Annotated in this window: 20 protein-coding genes; 16 read left to right on the forward strand and 4 right to left on the reverse strand. The window is 66.3% G+C overall.

Features of this window, described 5'->3' with window-relative positions; all coding sequences use genetic code 11:
• The first annotated feature begins 211 nt into the window (after positions 1-211).
• The 11 genes from mbp1 to AC5Y2L_RS13625 all read left to right on the forward strand — a co-directional run bounded on the left by mbp1 (position 212) and on the right by AC5Y2L_RS13625 (position 9094).
• Complete coding sequence (gene mbp1 / locus AC5Y2L_RS13575; protein WP_499936124.1) at positions 212-445, forward strand: microaggregate-binding protein 1; 234 nt, start codon at positions 212-214, stop codon at positions 443-445.
• 303 nt (positions 446-748) lie between these two features.
• On the forward strand, positions 749-1846 hold the full coding sequence (locus tag AC5Y2L_RS13580) for a polyprenyl synthetase family protein (protein WP_499944078.1): 1098 nt from the start codon (positions 749-751) through the stop codon (positions 1844-1846).
• Complete coding sequence (gene crtI, locus AC5Y2L_RS13585; RefSeq protein ID WP_499936120.1) at positions 1843-3366, forward strand: phytoene desaturase family protein; 1524 nt, start codon at positions 1843-1845, stop codon at positions 3364-3366. Before AC5Y2L_RS13580 ends, crtI begins: the two co-directional genes overlap by 4 nt.
• A complete protein-coding gene (locus tag AC5Y2L_RS13590; RefSeq protein WP_499936118.1) occupies positions 3363-4292 on the forward strand; it encodes a phytoene/squalene synthase family protein in 930 nt (309 codons plus the stop codon). The genes crtI and AC5Y2L_RS13590 overlap by 4 nt, the downstream gene beginning before the upstream one ends.
• Positions 4289-4612 (forward strand): lycopene cyclase domain-containing protein, encoded by a 324-nt coding sequence (locus AC5Y2L_RS13595; RefSeq protein WP_499936117.1) that lies wholly within the window; start codon positions 4289-4291, stop codon positions 4610-4612. Before AC5Y2L_RS13590 ends, AC5Y2L_RS13595 begins: the two co-directional genes overlap by 4 nt.
• Complete coding sequence (locus AC5Y2L_RS13600; RefSeq protein WP_499936116.1) at positions 4609-4920, forward strand: lycopene cyclase domain-containing protein; 312 nt, start codon at positions 4609-4611, stop codon at positions 4918-4920. Before AC5Y2L_RS13595 ends, AC5Y2L_RS13600 begins: the two co-directional genes overlap by 4 nt.
• On the forward strand, positions 4907-5629 hold the full coding sequence (locus AC5Y2L_RS13605; RefSeq protein ID WP_499936115.1) for a class I SAM-dependent methyltransferase: 723 nt from the start codon (positions 4907-4909) through the stop codon (positions 5627-5629). Before AC5Y2L_RS13600 ends, AC5Y2L_RS13605 begins: the two co-directional genes overlap by 14 nt.
• The gene (locus AC5Y2L_RS13610; protein ID WP_499936113.1) at positions 5626-7146 is read left to right on the forward strand and encodes a hydroxysqualene dehydroxylase; all 1521 of its coding nucleotides are present in this window, start codon (positions 5626-5628) and stop codon (positions 7144-7146) included. Before AC5Y2L_RS13605 ends, AC5Y2L_RS13610 begins: the two co-directional genes overlap by 4 nt.
• Positions 7143-8156, forward strand: coding sequence for a DUF5914 domain-containing protein (locus tag AC5Y2L_RS13615; protein ID WP_499936112.1), 1014 nt, complete (start codon positions 7143-7145; stop codon positions 8154-8156). The genes AC5Y2L_RS13610 and AC5Y2L_RS13615 overlap by 4 nt, the downstream gene beginning before the upstream one ends.
• 8 nt (positions 8157-8164) lie before the next feature.
• Positions 8165-8497: a LapA family protein gene (locus AC5Y2L_RS13620; protein WP_499936110.1), complete on the forward strand. Its 333-nt coding sequence runs from the start codon at positions 8165-8167 to the stop codon at positions 8495-8497.
• A 168-nt stretch (positions 8498-8665) separates the two neighbouring features.
• Positions 8666-9094 (forward strand): hypothetical protein, encoded by a 429-nt coding sequence (locus tag AC5Y2L_RS13625; RefSeq protein WP_499936211.1) that lies wholly within the window; start codon positions 8666-8668, stop codon positions 9092-9094.
• A gap of 7 nt (positions 9095-9101) precedes the next feature.
• Here AC5Y2L_RS13625 and fni read toward each other — a convergent pair whose 3' ends face one another.
• On the reverse strand, positions 9102-10148 hold the full coding sequence (fni, locus tag AC5Y2L_RS13630; RefSeq protein WP_499936109.1) for a type 2 isopentenyl-diphosphate Delta-isomerase: 1047 nt from the start codon (positions 10146-10148) through the stop codon (positions 9102-9104).
• 94 nt (positions 10149-10242) lie between these two features.
• Complete coding sequence (locus tag AC5Y2L_RS13635; protein ID WP_499936107.1) at positions 10243-10953, reverse strand: Rv1815 family serine proteinase; 711 nt, start codon at positions 10951-10953, stop codon at positions 10243-10245.
• Positions 10954-11185: 232 nt separating this feature from the next.
• On the opposite strand from AC5Y2L_RS13635, the gene AC5Y2L_RS13640 reads away from it, so the two are divergent.
• Positions 11186-11584, forward strand: a complete 399-nt coding sequence (locus tag AC5Y2L_RS13640) for a hypothetical protein (RefSeq protein WP_499936106.1) — start codon at positions 11186-11188, stop codon at positions 11582-11584.
• Here the strand turns inward: AC5Y2L_RS13640 and AC5Y2L_RS13645 are convergent.
• A complete protein-coding gene (locus tag AC5Y2L_RS13645) occupies positions 11577-12089 on the reverse strand; it encodes a MarR family winged helix-turn-helix transcriptional regulator (protein ID WP_499936105.1) in 513 nt (170 codons plus the stop codon). The genes AC5Y2L_RS13640 and AC5Y2L_RS13645 overlap by 8 nt on opposite strands.
• A 61-nt stretch (positions 12090-12150) precedes the next feature.
• Here AC5Y2L_RS13645 and AC5Y2L_RS13650 point away from each other — a divergent pair, with 61 nt between their 5' ends.
• The 3 genes from AC5Y2L_RS13650 to AC5Y2L_RS13660 are packed head-to-tail and all read left to right on the forward strand — an operon-like array spanning position 12151 to position 16057.
• Positions 12151-14256: an MMPL family transporter gene (locus tag AC5Y2L_RS13650; RefSeq protein ID WP_499936103.1), complete on the forward strand. Its 2106-nt coding sequence runs from the start codon at positions 12151-12153 to the stop codon at positions 14254-14256.
• Complete coding sequence (locus tag AC5Y2L_RS13655; protein WP_499936102.1) at positions 14249-14728, forward strand: TspO/MBR family protein; 480 nt, start codon at positions 14249-14251, stop codon at positions 14726-14728. The genes AC5Y2L_RS13650 and AC5Y2L_RS13655 overlap by 8 nt, the downstream gene beginning before the upstream one ends.
• A gap of 3 nt (positions 14729-14731) precedes the next feature.
• A complete protein-coding gene (locus AC5Y2L_RS13660) occupies positions 14732-16057 on the forward strand; it encodes a cryptochrome/photolyase family protein (RefSeq protein ID WP_499936101.1) in 1326 nt (441 codons plus the stop codon).
• A 1-nt stretch (position 16058) separates the two neighbouring features.
• On the opposite strand, the gene AC5Y2L_RS13665 is transcribed toward AC5Y2L_RS13660, so the two are convergent.
• Positions 16059-16796 (reverse strand): acyltransferase, encoded by a 738-nt coding sequence (locus AC5Y2L_RS13665; protein ID WP_499936099.1) that lies wholly within the window; start codon positions 16794-16796, stop codon positions 16059-16061.
• A 174-nt stretch (positions 16797-16970) separates the two neighbouring features.
• Between AC5Y2L_RS13665 and AC5Y2L_RS13670 the strand changes: the two genes are divergently transcribed.
• On the forward strand, positions 16971-18275 hold the full coding sequence (locus AC5Y2L_RS13670; protein WP_499936209.1) for an outer membrane protein assembly factor BamB family protein: 1305 nt from the start codon (positions 16971-16973) through the stop codon (positions 18273-18275).
• Positions 18276-18307 lie beyond the last annotated feature (32 nt).

The raw sequence follows: 18307 nt of genomic DNA on the forward strand, positions 1-18307 counted from the left end.
GCGGTTCAAAACTCTTCGCCGTGCGCTGCCGGCCGGTGAGACCACAATCACGAGGTTCGGCATCTGCTGAGCTAGCGCCCATTCGGCGGGGCGCGCGCGGCGCATTTGCGGGCGGGCCGATGTTTGGCGAACAGCGCCCAGCGGGAATCGACAACTATCGGCGGGCAAGAATTCATCGACGCCCCCTACCAAGAGAGATCAGGAGGCAGATGTGGCAGAGCGAAGTGGACCCCTGGAGGCCGTCAGCGGCATCGTCGAGGGCATCAAGGGCAAGGTCAAGGAAGTCGTCAGCATTGTGACCCGCAACGACCAGCTGGGTCGCGAGGGCAGGGCTCAGCAGGACAAGGGCCAGGCGCAACGCGACGCGGCCAAGCGGGAAGCTGAGGCCGAGTCGGCCCGCGCCAGCGCCAAAGCCGCAGAGGAACGGCAGAAGAGCAACCAGTAGCTGACTTCTCTTCACGCGATGGGCCCAGCCGGTTCTCCGGCTGGGCCCATCGCTATTCCGCGCCAAATCCGTCTGGACAGCGAGCCCTACTATTCAGTAAGTTAATGTTTAAGATGCTGAACTTATGCGACGGCCCGGGGGTCAAGCCACGGCAGCGGGTCGAAGCGGCTCAACTTAGCCAGATGTCCGGCGTTTAGCGCTGCTCGAGCAGGGTGTGATCGCGGTTGTTTGAGCCACTCAGAGCCACGTCGGTCACCCCATCCGAAGGGAGTTCCGCGGGAGATGCGTGCTGCTTCACCGAGGATGGGGCTGGTCCCCACGCCGGCCGGCTGGTCCGTCGCCGGCGACTTCGCCGCGTGGCGTTCGAGCGTGCGCAGGGCCGTGCTTGCCGCGCTCGGTGATTTTGTCGCCGTCCGTCGCGCCGCTGAGTTGGACGGCGTCTGCATCGATGCTGCCGGCGACATCTTGGTGGAGTTCGTCCGAGACGGCAAATGCCTGCGTTCGACCTTCATGTACCTGGGCTGGTTGTGCGGCGCGCCGCCCAGTGACGCGGCGTTACGTGCCGCGGCCAGCTTGGAATTGCTGCATGCCTTCGCGCTTCTGCACGACGATGTGATGGACGATTCGTCGCAACGACGCGGCCGTCCTTCGGCGCACCTTCAATTCGCGAGCTGGCACCGCGAACGCGGATTGTCCGGCTCGGCGCGGCGCTTCGGCGAGTCGTCGGCCATCCTGTTGGGCGATCTTTGCCTGATCTGGGCCGAACAGATGTTGCGGGAAAGCGGTGTTGACCCGCGATGTCTTCGGCGAGCCTGGTCGCGCTACGACGCTATGCGCACCGAGCTTGCGGTAGGCCAGTTCGGCGACCTGATGTCGGACGCCCGTCAGATGCCCACCCTGAAGACCGTGCTGGACGTGGCCCGGCGTAAATCCGGCAATTACACCGTGCGCCGTCCGCTGGAGATCGGCGCGGCGATGGCCGACTGCGACCAGCGCACGATGTCCAGTCTGGGCCGCTACGGCGTCGCGGTCGGCGAAGCCTTCCAGCTTCGCGACGACCTGCTGGGAGTCTTCGGCGCACCCGCTGTCACCGGCAAGCCCTGCGGTGGAGATCTACTGGAACGCAAGGCGACCAGCGTCGTCGTGGCCGCGTACCAGATGGCCGACCCGCCGACCCGACGAGAACTGACCGAGCTCGCGGAATGCGTCATGCTCGACGATGCGGCCGTAGAGCGGTGGAAGGCATTGATTCTCGCGACCGGGGCGGTGCAGTGGATCGAAGACATGATCGGTCGTCGCGTGGTCGCCGCCCGAAAAGCGTTGACCGACACCGCCATCGACGACTCGATTCGCTCCGCCTTGGCTGATATGGCCGTCGCGTGCACGGAACGCTGCGAATGACCAAGCGGACGATCGACGGACCCAGCGACCACGTGATCGTGGTCGGCGCGGGCCTGGCCGGCCTGTCGGCGGCGCTGCACCTGGCCGGCCGGGGACGGCAGGTCACCGTCGTCGAACGTCACCCGTGGCCAGGCGGACGGGCCGGTCGCCTGGATGTCGACGGCTACCGAATCGACACCGGCCCGACCGTGCTCACCATGCCCGACATCATCGACGACGTGTTCGCGGCCGTCGGCGAAAACCGGTCCGGCCGGCTGGATCTGCTGCCGGTGGATCCCGCTTACCAAGCGGTGTTCGCCGACGACAGTTCGTTGCGCGTCCACGCCGACGTCGGCCAAATGGCCGCAGCCGTCGAAGAATTCGCCGGAGCTGAGCAAGCGGCGGGCTACCTGCGGCTGCGGGCCTGGCTGGAATCCCTGTACCGCACCGAATTCGACGGGTTCATCGCCGCCAACTTCGATTCCCCACTGGGCCTGCTCACCCCGCAATTGGCTCGGCTGGCCGCGATCGGCGGCTTTCGCAAGTGGGACCGAATGGTCAAGCGCTACATCTCCGACCCGCGGTTGCAGCGGGTCTTCACGTTCCAATCGCTCTACGCCGGGGTGGCTCCCCGCGACGCGTTGGCGGCCTATGCGGTCATCGCCTACATGGACACCATCTCGGGCGTGGTGTTTCCGCGGGGGGGCGTCCGGGCGCTCCCCGACGCGCTTGCCGCGGCAGCCGTGGATGCCGGTGTCCGGTTCTGCTACAACACGATGGTCACTGGCTTGGAGACCGGCGGTGGGCGGGTGCGGGCCGTGCACGCCGGCCAAGAGCGCATCGCCTGCGACGCGGTGGTGCTGACCACCGAGCTGCCGCAGACCTATGCACTGCTGGGCAGAAGGCCGCGCCGCGCCATCCCGCTGCGCCCGTCGCCGTCGGCCGTCGTGGTCCACGCGGGGTGCCGCAACGTCGAACCGCAGACGGCACACCACACCATCTTGTTCGGCGACGCATGGAATGACACCTTTACCGACATCATCGACGACGGGCAGCTCATGCGGGATCCGTCGGTGCTGGTCACCCGTCCTACCGCGACGGATGCGACGCTGGCTCCTACCGGACGCGATCTGCTGTACGTGCTGGCACCCGCGCCCAACCTCACCCGCGGCGGCATCGATTGGGACGACGTCGGCAAACCCTACGCGGACCAGCTTTTCGAGTGCGTCGAGCAACGCCTGATGCCCGGTCTACGGGAACACGCAACGGTTTTCGACATCGTCACGCCCGCCGACTGGGCCCGTCAAGGCATGGCGGCCGGTAGCCCTTTCGCACTCGCCCACACCTTCGCCCAGACCGGCCCGTTCCGGCCGTCCAACATGGTGCGCGGGATCGACAACGCGGTACTTGCCGGGTCGTCCACGGTCCCCGGCGTCGGCGTGCCCACCGCCCTGATCTCCGGGCGACTGGCCGCAGATCGCGTCACCGGCACCCGCACCCGGCCGACGACGCACCTCGACATGAAAGCCCGACAACCATGATCCGCAGCGAGCTTGACGCCGCCGGGATCACCGTTCCCCGGTTGCGCGACGGCTACCGCCGCTGCCGGGAACTCAATGCCGCTCATGGCCGGACCTTCTTTCTGGCCACCCGGTTGCTCGCTCCGGATCAGCGCCCGGCGGTACACGCGCTCTACGGCTTCGCGCGGTACGCCGACGACATCCTCGACGAGCTCGACCCCGACATCGGCGCTGAGATACGGGCCCGACGGCTACAGCAGCTTTCCGATCAGTTCTTCGACAACTCCGAAGAGCAAACGAATCCGGTACTCGTCGCGGTTACCCACACCGCGCGCCGCCACCAGATCGGCACCGAATTGTTCGAAGACTTCCTGGCTTCGATGCGAATGGACCTCACCGTCACCGACTATCCCGACCGCCACGCGCTCAACCTCTACATGCGCGGCTCCGCCGAAGCCATTGGACTGCAACTACTTCCGATACTGGGCACCAGGTCCACCCGCGAAGAGGCTGCCCCCTACGCGGCAGCGCTCGGCAGGGCATTTCAGCTCACCAATTTTCTGCGCGACGTCGACGAGGACCTGCTGCGCAACCGAATCTATTTGCCCGCTGACGAACTGAGTGCGCACGGCGTCGACCGGGACCTGCTGATGTGGTGTCACACGCACCGGCGCACCGATCGCCGGGTCCGCTCCGCCCTGGCCGCACAACATGACATCGCCCGGGAGACTTATCGGTTCGCCGACGCCGGGATCGAGATGCTGGCACCGCGGTCCCGGCCGTGCGTGGCAACCGCGAGCGCGCTGTATGCGGAAATACTGGACCGCATCGAAGCAAGCGACTTCGCAGTGTTCAGTCACCGGGCGACCGTTGGCAGAGCCCGACGGCTGCAGGTCGCCGGGGCGGGCCTGATCCGGGCGTGGCGGGCACGGAATGAGGCCGCATGAGCGATCATTGGCAATACCTTCTGGTCCTGGCTGCATGCCTGGTGATCACCGCACCGCTGGAATTGTTCGGTAGCGGCGTCTACCGCCGCTGGCGACGCGCCGCCCGCGCCGTTCTGCCGGTCGCGGTGCTGTTTCTCGTCTGGGACGAGCTAGCGGTCGCAGCACATGTCTGGAGCTACGACAGCCACTATCTCACCGGCCTGAGCATCCCGTTTGGAATCCCGATCGAAGAGGTGTTGTTCTTCCTGGTCATCCCGCTGTGTGCGCTGCTGACCTACAACGCGGTGAGCACCATCCTGCATCGGTTGAAGCGTCGATGACCGGCCTTGGCTACACCGTCCCGGCCGCTGCGGCCGTCGTCATCGTCTGCGCGACGGAACTGATGTTTTTGCGTACCGGGCTGTTTCGGCGCCCGGCCTATTGGCTGTCGATGCTGATCGTGCTCGGCTTCCAGATCCCGGTCGACGGCTGGCTGACGAAGCTGAGCTCCCCTATCGTCAGCTACCACCAACGCCAGATCAGCGGTCTGCGTTTTCCGTTCGACATTCCAATCGAAGATTTCCTGTTCGGCTTCGCGTTGGCCACCGCGGTGCTGCTGTTGTGGGAACGGCAACATGGGCGTCGATGAAACGCGCTTGCATCCCGGGGACTTGTCGGCGGCATTCGACGTCGGCGCCGCCGCATATGACCGGTTGGTCGGGGCCAGCCCGGGCTACCACGCCGATTTGCGGCTCTCGGCGCGCCGCATGCGGATCCCGTTGCGCGGCAGGGGTTTGTGGCTGCTCGACGCCGGATGCGGGACCGGCGCGTCGACTGCCGCGCTACTTGCCAGCGCCCCCGAAGCCGACATCATCGCGGTAGACGCGTCGCGCCGAATGCTCGACATGGCGCTCGCGAAGAATTGGCCGGAGTCGGTGCGTTTCGTGCACACACCCGTCGAGCAGCTGGAAGAGCACGGCATCACCGGACCGTTCGACGCCATCCTGGCCGCGTACCTGGTGCGCAACCTAGCCGACCGGGACAATCAACTGCGGCGCTTCCGCACGCTGCTCCGGCCGGGCGGCACCTTGGCCGTGCACGAGTATTCGGTGCGGGACTCCCCTGCGGCGACGCGACTTTGGCGGGCGGTGTGCTGGGGCATCATCATCCCGGCCGGATGGTGGTACACCGGCGACACCGAGCTTTATCGCTACTTGCTGCGCAGCGTGGTGGAATTCGACGGCGCGGCACGGTTTCGGCGCCGCCTTGCCGACGCCGGGTTTACCGCCGTACACAGCGAAACGATGCCTGGCTGGCGGGCCGACATCGTGCACACCTTTCTGGCGGACGCACCATGAGGACCGACCGCCGACGCCAAATCCATCCCGCGCCAGCGGGATTGTTCAGCCCCGCGGCGGCGCAACCCAGGGCCGTCGTCGTCGGCGCCGGGATCGCGGGGCTGACCGCCGCTACCGGCCTGGCCGAGCGCGGCGTCGCCGTCGATGTCATCGAACGCGAACATTACCTCGGTGGGCGCGTCGGCGGCTGGACCGAGCACCACGACGGCACGGACCTGGCGATGAACCGCGGATTCCACGCATTCTTCCGCCAGTACTACAACCTGCGAGAACTCCTGCGACGCGTTGATCGGCAGCTGCGCATGCTTACGCCGGTCGACGACTATCCGCTGATCGACGGCACCGGCCGGCGAGACAGCTTCCGCGGGCTCCCGCGCACCCCGCCGTGGAACGCGCTCGCGTTCGCCGCACGCAGCCCGACGTTCCGGCTACGCGACTTCGCGCACATCGATGCTCGGGCTGCCGCGCCGCTGGCTGCGGTGTCAGTACCGGAAATTTATTGGCGGCTCGATCACCTGGATGCGGAGACGTTTCTGAAGAGCATCCGTTTCCCCGAGGCGGCAAGACATCTCGCCTTCGAGGTGTTCTCCCGTAGCTTCTTCGCCGACCCGACCCAGCTCTCGGCCGCCGAGTTGGCGACGATGTTCCATATCTACTTCCTGGGTTCCAGCGAGGGACTCATCTTCGATGTCGCCAACGCGAACTACGACACCGCCCTGTGGCAGCCGCTGCAACGCTATCTCGAGCGGCGCGGGGTGCGGTTCCGGCTCGGCACCTGCGTCTCGCGCGTCGAGAGGCACAGCGCGAAAAGCTTTCGCGTGCATACCGATTCCGATGAGCATACCGATACCGACGCCGTGATACTCGCCACTCACGTCGCAGGCCTGCAGCGGATCGTCGCTGCGTCATCGGATTTGGCCGACGACACCTGGCGGGCACGCATCGCAGCCATGCGCACCGCGCCGTCGTTCGCGGTGCACCGGCTATGGCTTGACCGCCCCGTCGCCCACAACCGCCCGGCATTTCTGGGCACGGCGGGCCACCCGCCGCTCGACAACATCAGCGTGCTGGAGCGTTACGAACATCAAGCCGCGCAATGGGCCCGAGAGCACCACGGTTCCGTGGTCGAACTGCATTCCTATGCCCTGGAATCGGAACCGTCCACGACCGTCGCGATACGTCAGCTGCATCGCCTGTATCCGGAAACGACGGCGGCGCAGGTGGTCTGCGAACGGGTGCTGCATCGCAGCGACTGCCCGCTCTTTGCGCCCGGGACATATGCAGACCGGCCGGGAGTGGTCAGCCCGGTACCCGGACTGGTACTGGCCGGCGACGCAATCCGGGTCGATCTGCCGGTGGCACTCATGGAGCGTGCCGCCACCACCGGCTGGTGCGCCGCCAATCGATTGCTGCGGCAATGGAACCTGGCCGGGCACCCGTTGCACACGGTGCCCAACCACGGCCGCGTGCCGCTGCTGCGCTGGCTCGCCAACCATGAAAGATCAAACCGACGATGAATCTTCTGCAACGCCTCGGCCGGCGATGGCCCAAAGACCTTCCGCTGCAGCTGGTCCCGCGAACATCATGGACCGAACAACGCCCCACGTATCGGGAGGCACAACCTTCGATCATCGACGGCGCGCTGATGCGATCGCAGTCAAAACCGACCGGCAATTGGTACGCGTTCGCCGCCAGCCGCGCCATCCGGGCCGGAAAACCATTCGGTTCCTGTGTCGGCGGAACCGAAATCGTCGCGTGGCGCGACCAGCAGAACCGGTTACAGGTCGGTCCCCGAAGTTGCCCGCACCTTGGCGCGGACCTGGCGACCGGCACCGTGCACGGTGGCTTGCTGATCTGCCGATGGCACGGACTGGCCCTGGACGGCAGCGGCTGCGAGTTCGGCTGGACGCCGCTGCCCAGCCACGACGACGGCGTCCTGGCCTGGGTGCGTCTTGACCGGGTCGGCGGCGAGACGCCGCTGGACGAGCCTCTGATTCCGGCCCGACCCACCGGGGACACGATTGCAGCGGTCACCCGGCTAATCGGTGTGTGCGAACCACCCGACATCATCGCCAACCGACTCGATCCCTGGCACGGCGCATGGCTGCACCCATATTCGTTCACCCGACTCCAGGTGCTCACCACACCGACCGAGCAAGCCGACGAATTCCTGGTCGCGGTGACCTTCCGGATCGGCCGGGCGGGCGTACCCGTCATCGCCGAGTTCAGCTGTCCTGACGCGCGCACCATCGTGATGCGCATCGTGGACGGCGAAGGAATAGGCAGCGTAGTCGAAACACATGTTGCGCCAATCGGTTCGGGAGAGGACAGCCGCCCGCGTACGGCAGTGCTCGAAGCGACGATCGCGCATTCGGACCGTCCGGGTTTCAAACGGGCACGCCTGGCCGCGCCGTTGGTCTCACCCCTGATGCGCTACGCGTCCACCCGGCTGTGGCGCGACGACCTCGCCTACGCCGAACGCCGCTATCACCTGCGCTCCTGCTTAGCCCGGCGCGGGACGGGGTAGACACAACCATGAAAACTCGATCATTTGGTTCGGCCCAGCGGGCCACCGAATCCGGTTCTGCCGCTGACACATCGAGAACCGGAAGTTCGCCGTTCACCAAGCTCTCCGCGGCCTGGTGGGCGCTTGTCGTCGGCCTGCTGGTCCTCGCCGTCTTACTGATATTCGTCGCGCAGAACACCGACCCCGTGCCCGTGCACTTCCTCGGATTGCATTGGAGCTTGCCCGTCGGTGTGGGCTATTTGTTGTCCGGTGTGGCGGGGGCGAGCGTCACCATGCTGGTCGGCGCTGCACGAATGATCCAGCTCCGCAGGGCGGCGCGGCGAACGATCAGGCCGGTTTGACCTTGGCGTCCGGATTGCGCCGCGTAGCGGCACGTGCTGCCGTCGTTCTATTTACTTAACTATTAAGCTGATGAACGGCAGCATGCCAGCCGAAAGGATAGCGATCAGATGGACACACCCAAGCGCGCCACCGTTCGGTTGAGCATCAAGCGCACTGGCGAACAACCGATGCAGACGAGCTACGACGGCGAGGCCAGGCGGGCCGCTGTCGAGGCCGCGGGGAAGATGTCCGAGGCGCTGGAGACGATCGAGCGCGCACGTGGACACCTGTATGCGTTTCATCAGCTGACCGGGCGCGCCGACTTTCAACTCGACGCAGTGGTGGAGCAGCTGTCCGAGCTTGGACACACCGATTTGGCCGAGCGCATCCGCCACGAACTGCTCGGTCGCAATGTGCTGCCCGGACGCTGGAGTTTCCAGGTCGTCGACGACTACGACGACGGCTATTACCAGTGCTTCCAGCAGATTGAACGGTTGACCAGAGCCCGGCTCACCGGCGGGCGGCGCCATGTCTTCGAAGCCGAGATGAAACAGCGCCGGCGGACCGCCGGTCACCCCGCTCATACCGCAGCGCCCGACGACGACCCGACGGCCTAGTCAACGCCTACTCGATCGGCGTGACACCAAAGCGACGCAGTGCCGGCAGATCTGGTGCGCCGCACCCATGCAGACAGATGCGAAGCTCGTCGACGAAGTGCTGCAACCATGCCGTCGCCGCCGCGTCGGACTCGATCGCGGCCCCGAGCAACGGACGCGCGATCGCCACCACGTCGGCCCCCAGTGCGATCGCTTTGGCCGCATCCATACCGGTGCGGATCCCACCGGAGGCCACCAACGGAATGCCTGGCAGCGCGGCACGCACCTCCGATATCGCTTGGGCCGTGGGTATTCCCCAATCGGCCAGCTCCGGATGGCGCAACTCGCCGTAGCGAACCAGTTGCTCGACCCGCGACCATGAGGTGCCACCGGCGCCGGCGACATCGATGGCCGCCACCGGCGAGTCACCGGTATACCGCAGCAATTCAGCGACGGCGGCAGCGCCGATCCCGTGCCCTACCTCCTTCAGCAGCACCGGATAGCCGAGCATGGGAACGACGTCGTGCAGCCGGTCCACCGAACCGCCGAAGTCCGTGTCGCCATTGCGCTGCATCGCCTCTTGCAACGGATTAGTGTGCACTGCAAGGGCATTAGCACCCACCCGGTCGAGCGCCTGGACGATGTCGGGCACTGCATCCTTGGTCAGTTGTGCGAGTCCGATGTTTCCGAACAACAAGACGTCGGGTGCGACATCACGCACGGTGAAGCTCGCGGCGGCGCGCTCCCCCCTTGCGCTGTCGAGCATGACCCGCTGCGACCCGAGCATCATCCCGACGCCGAGCCGCTGAGCGGCGGCGGCCAAATTCCGGTTGATGGTTCCAGACAACTCCGCGCCGCCGGTCATGGCGCCGACCAGTACGGGGGCTCGCAACCGTACACCGAAAAATTCGACGGACAGGTCGATGTCGTCGAGGCTGGTCTGGGTCAGGGCGTTGTAGGGCAGGCGATAGCGTTCCAGGCCGGTCGTGACAGCGCGATAATCCACGTCGCCCTCTAGACAGACGTCGATGTGGCGTCGCTTGCGAGTGGTCAGCTCGGCCTTGTTATCCGCCATTACTTAGTTAAGCACATGAATCTTTCATCAGCTTAACTAGTGCGTATTTTGCACGCGAGTCAGCCTGTATCAGACCACATTTCACTGGGAGGAACTAACGATGCTGATGTTCGGTCGCCGTCCAGCCGGCAATGCGCACCGGTCCCCTCCCCGGCGACTGGCCATCGATGTACAGCTGCTGCATGACCGCCTGCCAGGACTCCGCCGTGGGACCCGAACCCGCTGTGCCCTCGTACAATCCGACGATCACGGCACGGTTGTCCTCGGTCAAGGTGTACACCGGTCCGCCGGTGTCACGTCCGTCGGAGGCCACACCGGTAATGGCAAATCGGTTGTTGTTCACCGTCCCGACCCGGCCACACGTCTCGCCGGTCGCGATGCCGTAATGGCATACCCAATCACCTTGCTGCGCGCGCGCTCCCGGCTTGGACTGCAATTGGCGTCCGGTGGGCAAGACATCCGATGCCCGCACGTCGTCGGCCAGCTTGACGACTTCGTACTCCACCTCCGACGACGAGCCGTCTGCAGCGGGGGTGGCGGCGTCGTGGCGCGCGGTTACCACGCCGCCAAGTACATTTCCGTGGCTGTCGGTCACCACCGACCCGCCATCGCATTGACCGGTGGCCAACGCAATCCGCAGCGTCATCTCGACCATTCCCAGGGTGCATACCGTGCTGCCCTGCCGAATTTCCATACCGGGAAATATGTTGGCGACCGGGTCGGCCCATGTCGGCGGGGCGACACCCACCGCAGCGGCGGCGAGTGCGCTTGCCAGGCAACATGACGCCCGGTGCACCGCTTTCATTGATCCGCACCGCCCTCGCGCCGGAAAAGGACAAACTCCAAACTTGTCATTCGGGCCACACCTGCCATCCAGTTCACGCCGAATACCCGGTACTCATTGGCCCAAACCGCCGACAGATAGACGAATTCAAACTGATTCCTCAAGGGTACCGAAGAACACGATTTCCCGACTCTTTTCACGTATATGCCGGGCGTGTCAGGATGCGTAGCACACCTAAGATCGGAGCCGCAGGATGAAATCAGCCGACGAAAATGGCCGCTACTTTCCGTATCGCTACGATTCCCGGCTGGCTCCGATGTGGCTGCCCTTTCGGTGGCCTGGACCGCAAGGGGTGACCCTCACCGACGACGGCCGTTTCCTCGCCCGCTACGGCCCCTTTCGGGTGGAGGCTCCGCTGACTTCGGTGGTCGACGCCCACGTCACCGGCCCGTATCGATGGTGGACGGCCGTCGGGCCCCGGCTCTCGATGGCCGACGACGGGCTCACCTTCGGGACCAATGCCAGTGCCGGAGTATGTGTCCATTTCGATCCGCGTATTCGCCGCGTCATCGGCTTCCGCGACCACTCGGCGCTGACCGTCACGGTCGCCGATACCGCTGGGCTGGTCGCGGCGCTCAAGGGCGCTAAGTAACTGCGTCTTCCGGCCCGGGGGCGCCGAGCCCAGCCTGGAACCGGCGCATGGCAGCGGTCAGCGCAGTGAAGACCCGATGCGCGGCCGCCAGATCGGCTTCGGGCAAGCCGCTCAGCTCCTCGTGGGTGAACGTCCTCAGCGGATCGAAGAACGACCGCGCCGCCTCGAGGCCGGATTCGGCGTAGCGCAGGATGACTTTGCGCCGGTCGTTGGGGTGCGAGTCGCGCCGGACGTGGCCGGAGTCGATCAGCCGGTCCACCAGGTAGGTGATCGCGCCGCCGGACAGCCCCATCCGCTGGCTGAGATCTCCCGAAGTCATCGGCCGGCCGGCGGTTTCGGCGACCATGATGTGAAGCAACGCGCGAAAGTCGGTCGGCCGCACCCGATGCACTGCCGCGAACAGCCGGCCGATCTGGTCCGATTCGGCAGATATCTCGCGCAGGTCGGCCGTGATCAGCGACTCCAGCTCACTGCGGGCCCGAGCATCCATAGCGTTGTGCAGCATAGCCCCGTGCGCAAAATAACTTAAGTTGATTAATGTTTTATTTATTGAAATGCTTGGCTGCGTGGTGTGGGAACGTCTCGCGGCGGCCGTGACGGGCCGTCGTTCCTGGCTGCCGGCATCAGGCCTGGTGCTAGTGGCGTGCGTTTTCATGCTGGCGGTCGGCGGCAACGCCGCGGCGGGACAGCCACCGCCGCAGCTGCCCGCCGGTTCGGACACCGCCCGGGTCGAGGCACTGGCGCGCAGCTTCCCCGGCGGCGACGAAGTTCCGGTGATCGTCGTGGTCACCCGCGGCGACGGTGCGGTGCTGGGCACCACCGACCTGGCGGCCGCCCAGCAGGCCCGCGACCGGATGCAGGCCGTGCAACAGCACATTCCCGCGCCTGGCCCGCCGATCGTGTCCGCCGACGGCAAAGCCGCGATCGGCATGGTGTCAATCGGAGCTGACGTGACGGGTCTGGCCCTCAACAACCGCGTCGCCGAGTTGCGCAACGCCGTGCGCGCCGGCCTGCCAGCCAGCCTCGAGGCGCACGTCACCGGCGGACCAGCGTTCGGCGCCGATATCGCCAGCGCTTTCACCCATGCCGACATCACCTTGCTGGCGGTGACGGCGTCGGTGGTCGCGCTGCTACTGATCGCCACTTATCGTTCACCGGTGCTGTGGCTGGTGCCGCTGCTGGTGATCGGATTCGCCGACCGGACCGCGGCCGCCGTGGGCACCGCCGTGGCGTCGGCAACCGGTTTGAGCTTCGACGGCGCCACCTCCGGGATCACCAGCGTGCTGGTGTTCGGTGCCGGTACCAACTACGCGCTGCTGCTGATTTCCCGCTATCGCCAAGAACTTCGGCGTCACGCCGAGCACCGCCAGGCACTGCGCCAGGCGGTGCGAATGGCTGGACCGGCGATCGTGGCCAGCAACGCCACCGTGGTGCTGGCGCTGCTCACCCTGATCCTGGCGGAAAGCCCCAGCACCCGAAGCCTAGGTGCCCTGGCGGCGTGTGCCCTGGTGGTGGCCGCGGTGTCGGTGCTATTTGTGTTGCCACCGCTGCTGGCGCTGTTCGGCCGACGATTGTTCTGGCCTTGTGTGCCGCAACCTGACGCCGAAGCCGCACTCGTGGAGTCGGGACCCTGGCACCGCATCGCCGAACGGGTGGCCCAGCGTCCAGTGCTGGTCGCCGGCACCGCGATCGCGTTGCTGGGCGTGCTGGCGACCGGTTTGCTGGGTACCGACGTCGGTCTGTCGCAGACCCAGCAGTTCCGCGTGGCGGCCGACTCTGTGTCCGGATTCGACACCGTGGCAAGGCATTTCCCTGCCGGCTTGACCAACCCGACAGTGGTGGTCGCTGCGACGGACCGCGCGCAGCAAGTGCAGCAAGCCGTAAGTGCCACTCCCGGCGTCGTCTCGGTGACCGAGACCGGCCGGTCGACTTCCGGGCTGACCCGGTGGTCGGTGGTCATCGATGCGGCCCCGGCATCCGACCAGGCGTTCAAAACCATTGCGGCACTGCGTCATTCGACTAAGAACGACGCGCTGGTGGGCGGACCCGACGCGCAGGCCCTCGATGTCCGCGACGCTGCACGACACGACCGACTGATGCTGATCCCCGTGATATTGGTCGTGATTTTGCTGGTCCTGTATGCGTTACTGCGATCGGTGTGGGCGCCGCCGACGCTGCTGGCCGCGACGATCCTGGGTGCGCTGGCCGCGCTCGGCATGGGCGGCTGGGCCAGCGTGCATGTGTTCGGCTTTCCCGGCCTGGACCAAAGCACGCCCTTGTTCGCATTTCTGTTTCTGGCCGCCCTCGGCGTGGACTACACCATCTTCCTGGTCACCCGCGCCCGGGAAGAATCCGCGGACCACGGCGCCGCCCGGGGGATGGTCCGTGCGGTGTCGGCCACCGGAGGCGTCATCACCAGCGCCGGAATCGTTTTGGCCGCGGTCTTCTGCGTGCTGGGCGTATTGCCGTTGATCGTGTTGACCCAGTTGGGCATCATCGTCGGCCTGGGCATCCTGCTCGACACATTCGTCGTGCGCACGCTGGTCATTCCCGCGCTGTTCGCGCTGATCGGTGACCGCATCTGGTGGCCCAATGACCCGACCACCCCCAAAACCGTTGAGCAGCAAGCGGAATCAGCACAACCCACACGCGCCGGAGGCCCTCGTGAATAAGTCCACATTGACCGGCACCACGCTGGCGGTCGCCGCGACGGCAGTCAGCGGCAGCATTGCCAGCCCAAGCCGCACCGCCGGCTGGTATGCCCGCGTGCGCAAGCCTTCGTATCAACCGCCCAGCACCGCCTTCCCGATCGTCTGGACAACCCTGTACGGCGACATCGCGGCCACCTCGGCGATGACGATCGACAAATTTCGGGCAGCGGGCCGACACGACAAGGCACGCCGGTACATCACCGCGTTGAGCATCAACCTGACACTCAACGCGGGATGGAGTTGGCTGTTCTTTCGCTACCACAAACTCGGTGCGTCCGCACTCGGCGCCGCCGCGCTGACGGTGAGCAGCGCCGACCTGGCCAGGCGGGCCGCCGAGGCCGATCCGCGGGGCGGAGCTGCGCTGTCGCCGTACCCGCTGTGGTGTGCCTTCGCCACCGTGCTCTCCACCCACATCTGGCTACTCAATCGCTGAAACATGCCGACGCTCTTATGGTTTCGACGTGACCTGCGGCTGCAGGATCACCCGGCGCTGGCCGCTGCGGCCGATGGCGAGGATGTCCTGGCCTGCTTCATCCTGGACCCGCGGCTGGTGGCGTCGTCGGGTCAGCGGCGGTTGCAGTACCTGGGTGACGCGCTGCGGCAGCTAAGTGACGACCTCGACGGGCGGCTGTTGGTGACGGATGGTCGGCCCGAGGAGCGAATTCCTCTGATCGCCAGGGAAATCAGTGCGTCCTCGGTGCACATGTCGCAGGACTTCGCGCCGTACGGACGGCGCCGCGACGAGCGGGTGCGCGCGGCGCTGGGTTCGGTGCCGCTGATCGCCACCGGGTCACCGTATCTGGTTTCCCCTGGGCGTGTCCGGAAAGCGGACGGCAGCCCCTACCAGGTGTTCACACCGTATCTGCGAGCTTGGCGCGACGCCGGATGGCGGCCGCCGGCGCGATCCGGGGCCGGCCTCGCGCGTTGGCTCGACCCGGCCGAGTTGAGCGTGGACCGTTGCGAAATCCCGGACCCCGGCGTCACTCTCGCCGTTGCGGCCGGTGAAGAGGGAGCGCGCTCGCAATGGGCGGCGTTCGTCGCCGACGGACTGGGTCGCTACGCCGACTGTCGTGACCGGCCCGACCTCGAAGCCACCAGCGGCATGTCGGCGCATCTCAAGTTCGGCACCATCCACCCGCGAACCATAGTCGCGGATCTGGACCTGCGCCACACCGGTTCGCAACAATACCTGCGCGAGTTGGCCTTTCGCGACTTTTATGCGGCGGTGCTGTATCACTGGCCGGACAGCGCGTGGCGCAATTGGAACGGTGATTTCGACGCCATCCAGACCGACACCGGGGCAGAGGCTAAGCGGCGCTTCGAGGCCTGGAAGGCCGGTGAAACCGGCTTCCCGATCGTCGACGCCGGAATGCGCCAACTGCGCGCCACCGGTTTCATGCACAACCGGGTACGGATGATCGTCGCATCATTCTTGGTCAAAGACCTGCATCTGCCGTGGCAGTGGGGTGCCGCGTGGTTCATGGATCAGCTCACCGACGGCGATCTGGCGAGCAATCAGCACGGGTGGCAGTGGTGCGCGGGATGCGGCACCGACGCCGCGCCGTATTTCCGGATATTCAACCCCACGACGCAAGGCGAAAAGTTCGATCCCTCAGGCGATTACATTCGGCGCTGGGTTCCGGAGCTACGCGACGCGGACGCGTCGGGCAAAGGTGAACGGCCGCAACAGTATCCGGCGCCGATCGTCGACCATCGCGCCGAGCGCGCCGAGGCATTGCGGCGCTACCAGGAACTGGCCTGAGCTACCGGGACGCTTTCTTGCGTTCGATGTCGGCCAGCGCGGCGGCCAGTTCGGCGCGCTGCGCTGCCGAGCTCTCCCATGACAGCTTGCGATTCTTGACGATCTTGGCCGGCGCGCCGACCGCGATCGAATAGTCCGGGATGACACCGCGGACCACCGCGTGCGATCCCAGTACGCAGCCGCGTCCGATGGCTGTGCCGCGCAGGATGGTCACCTTGGTCGCGATCCAGGTGTCCGGTCCGATCCGCACCGGGGATTTGACGATGCCCTGATCCTTGATCGGGACGTTGATGTCGTCCATCCGGTGGTCGAAGTCGCAGACGTAGACCCAGTCGGCCATCAGCGCCGAATCGCCGAGCTCGATATCCAGATAGCAATTGATGACGTTGTCACGCCCCAACACGACCTTGTCGCCGAACCGCAGCGAGCCCTCGTGGGCGCGGATGGTGTTCTTGTCGCCAATGTGCACCCAGCGGCCGATCTCCAGCTGCGCCAGCTCCGGTGTGCAGTGGATTTCGACGCCCTTGCCGAGGAACACCATGCCGCGAGTGATGATGTGCGGGTTCTGCAGCTTGAACTTCAGCAGCCGCCAATAGCGGACGAGGTACCAGGGGGTGTAGGCGCGGTTCCGCAACACCCACCTCAGCGAAGCCAGGGTGAGGAAGTTTGCCTGACGCGGATCTCGTAGCCGCGAGCCACGCCAGCGGCGATGCAGCGGCGCCCCCCACATGCTCGTCATGGCCCGAAAGCTTAGCCCGGCGACGATGCGCGCCGGAACGGCGGGCCAGAGCCAGTCGATACGACAGCGGCCGGAGTTCACGCGTTACCCTCACCTGTACTCGATAGCTGCTCGTGACGAAGCGTGTCTCAGACCCGATACGAAAGGAATTCCGGAACACTGCGAACCCAAGAGGTGTTTGCGCGACGTCTGCCGGCGGCCGGGGTCGCGGTCGCGCTCGTGGTCGGGCTCGGTGGATGCGGTAACACCGACGCGTGGGTGGACGCGAGGCCCGCGCAGGGTTGGTCCGCGCCCTACGGCGATGCCGCCAACAGCAGCTACACCACCACCAACGGCGCCACCAAACTGGCGTTGCGCTGGACGCGGTCGGTCAAGGGCAGCTTGGCGGCCGGTCCGGCGCTGAGCGCACGCGGTTATCTGGCGCTCAACGCGCAGACCCCGGCCGGATGCTCGCTGATGGAGTGGGAGAACGACGAGAACGGCCGGCAACGCTGGTGTGTCCGTCTGGTTCAGGGCGGTGCCGTGGGCGGCCCGCTGTTCGATGGGTTCGACAACCTCTATGTCGGTCAGCCCGGAGCGATGGACTCGTTTCCGCCCACTCAATGGACCCGCTGGCGCCAGCCGGTGATCGGGATGCCGTCCACCCCGAGGTTCTTGGCGGGCGGTCAGCTGCTGGTCAGCACGCACCTGGGGCAGGTTGTGGTCTTCGACGCCCATCGCGGCATGGTGGTCGGCCCGCCGCTGGATTTGGTGGACGGCGTCGATTCCACCGATGCCACCCGGGGATTGGCCGACTGCGCGCCGGCGAAACAGGGCTGCCCGGTTGCTGCCGCTCCGGCCTTCTCGACGGCCAGTGGGACGGCCGTGCTGGGCATCTGGCAGCCGGGCGCACCCGCCGCCGCTCTGGTGGGACTGAAATACCACCCGGGACAGACGCCGCTGCTGACTCGCGAATGGACAACCGAGGCCGTCACCGCCGGTGTCTTGGCCAGCCCGGTGTTGTCCGCCGACGGGGCGACCGTGTATGTCAACGGCCGCGACCAACGGCTGTGGGCGTTCCGCGCCGCCGACGGGAAGACGAAGTGGTCGGTGCCGCTGGGGTTCCTGGCGCAAACTCCGCCGGCGGTCACGCCGCAGGGTCTCATCGTGTCCGGCGGCGGCCCCGACACCCGGCTGGCGGCATTCCGGGATGTCGGCGACCACGCGGACCCCGCCTGGCGCCGCGACGACGTCACGCCCCTGTCGACGTCGAGCCTGGCCGGTGGCGATACCGGTTATACGGTGATCAGCGGCCCACCACGGGACAATGCGCCAGGCATGTCGCTGTTGGTGTTCGATCCGGGCAATGGACACACCGTCAACAGCTACCCGCTGCCGGCGGCCACCGGCTATCCCGTCGGGGTTGCGGTGGCCAAGGATCGCTCGGTGGTGACGGCGACGAGCGACGGCCAGGTCTACAGCTTCGGCCCGGCCTCCTAGCGCCGAGCAGACGCAAAATCCCCTCAAAACAG

The organism is Mycobacterium sp. NGS66 (assembly GCF_059812225.1).

Excerpts from the sequence above, each read along its gene's own strand:
- AC5Y2L_RS13580 (WP_499944078.1), top strand. The coding sequence starts at position 749 with ATGGGGCTGGTCCCCACGCCGGCCGGCTGGTCCGTCGCCGGCGACTTC.
- crtI (WP_499936120.1), top strand. The coding sequence starts at position 1,843 with ATGACCAAGCGGACGATCGACGGACCCAGCGACCACGTGATCGTGGTC.
- AC5Y2L_RS13590 (WP_499936118.1), top strand. The coding sequence starts at position 3,363 with ATGATCCGCAGCGAGCTTGACGCCGCCGGGATCACCGTTCCCCGGTTG.
- AC5Y2L_RS13595 (WP_499936117.1), top strand. The coding sequence starts at position 4,289 with ATGAGCGATCATTGGCAATACCTTCTGGTCCTGGCTGCATGCCTGGTG.
- AC5Y2L_RS13600 (WP_499936116.1), top strand. The coding sequence starts at position 4,609 with ATGACCGGCCTTGGCTACACCGTCCCGGCCGCTGCGGCCGTCGTCATC.
- AC5Y2L_RS13605 (WP_499936115.1), top strand. The coding sequence starts at position 4,907 with ATGGGCGTCGATGAAACGCGCTTGCATCCCGGGGACTTGTCGGCGGCA.
- AC5Y2L_RS13610 (WP_499936113.1), top strand. The coding sequence starts at position 5,626 with ATGAGGACCGACCGCCGACGCCAAATCCATCCCGCGCCAGCGGGATTG.
- AC5Y2L_RS13615 (WP_499936112.1), top strand. The coding sequence starts at position 7,143 with ATGAATCTTCTGCAACGCCTCGGCCGGCGATGGCCCAAAGACCTTCCG.
- AC5Y2L_RS13620 (WP_499936110.1), top strand. The coding sequence starts at position 8,165 with ATGAAAACTCGATCATTTGGTTCGGCCCAGCGGGCCACCGAATCCGGT.
- AC5Y2L_RS13625 (WP_499936211.1), top strand. The coding sequence starts at position 8,666 with ATGCAGACGAGCTACGACGGCGAGGCCAGGCGGGCCGCTGTCGAGGCC.
- fni (WP_499936109.1), bottom strand. The coding sequence starts at position 10,148 with ATGGCGGATAACAAGGCCGAGCTGACCACTCGCAAGCGACGCCACATC.
- AC5Y2L_RS13635 (WP_499936107.1), bottom strand. The coding sequence starts at position 10,953 with ATGAAAGCGGTGCACCGGGCGTCATGTTGCCTGGCAAGCGCACTCGCC.
- AC5Y2L_RS13640 (WP_499936106.1), top strand. The coding sequence starts at position 11,186 with ATGAAATCAGCCGACGAAAATGGCCGCTACTTTCCGTATCGCTACGAT.
- AC5Y2L_RS13645 (WP_499936105.1), bottom strand. The coding sequence starts at position 12,089 with ATGCTGCACAACGCTATGGATGCTCGGGCCCGCAGTGAGCTGGAGTCG.
- AC5Y2L_RS13660 (WP_499936101.1), top strand. The coding sequence starts at position 14,732 with ATGCCGACGCTCTTATGGTTTCGACGTGACCTGCGGCTGCAGGATCAC.
- AC5Y2L_RS13665 (WP_499936099.1), bottom strand. The coding sequence starts at position 16,796 with ATGACGAGCATGTGGGGGGCGCCGCTGCATCGCCGCTGGCGTGGCTCG.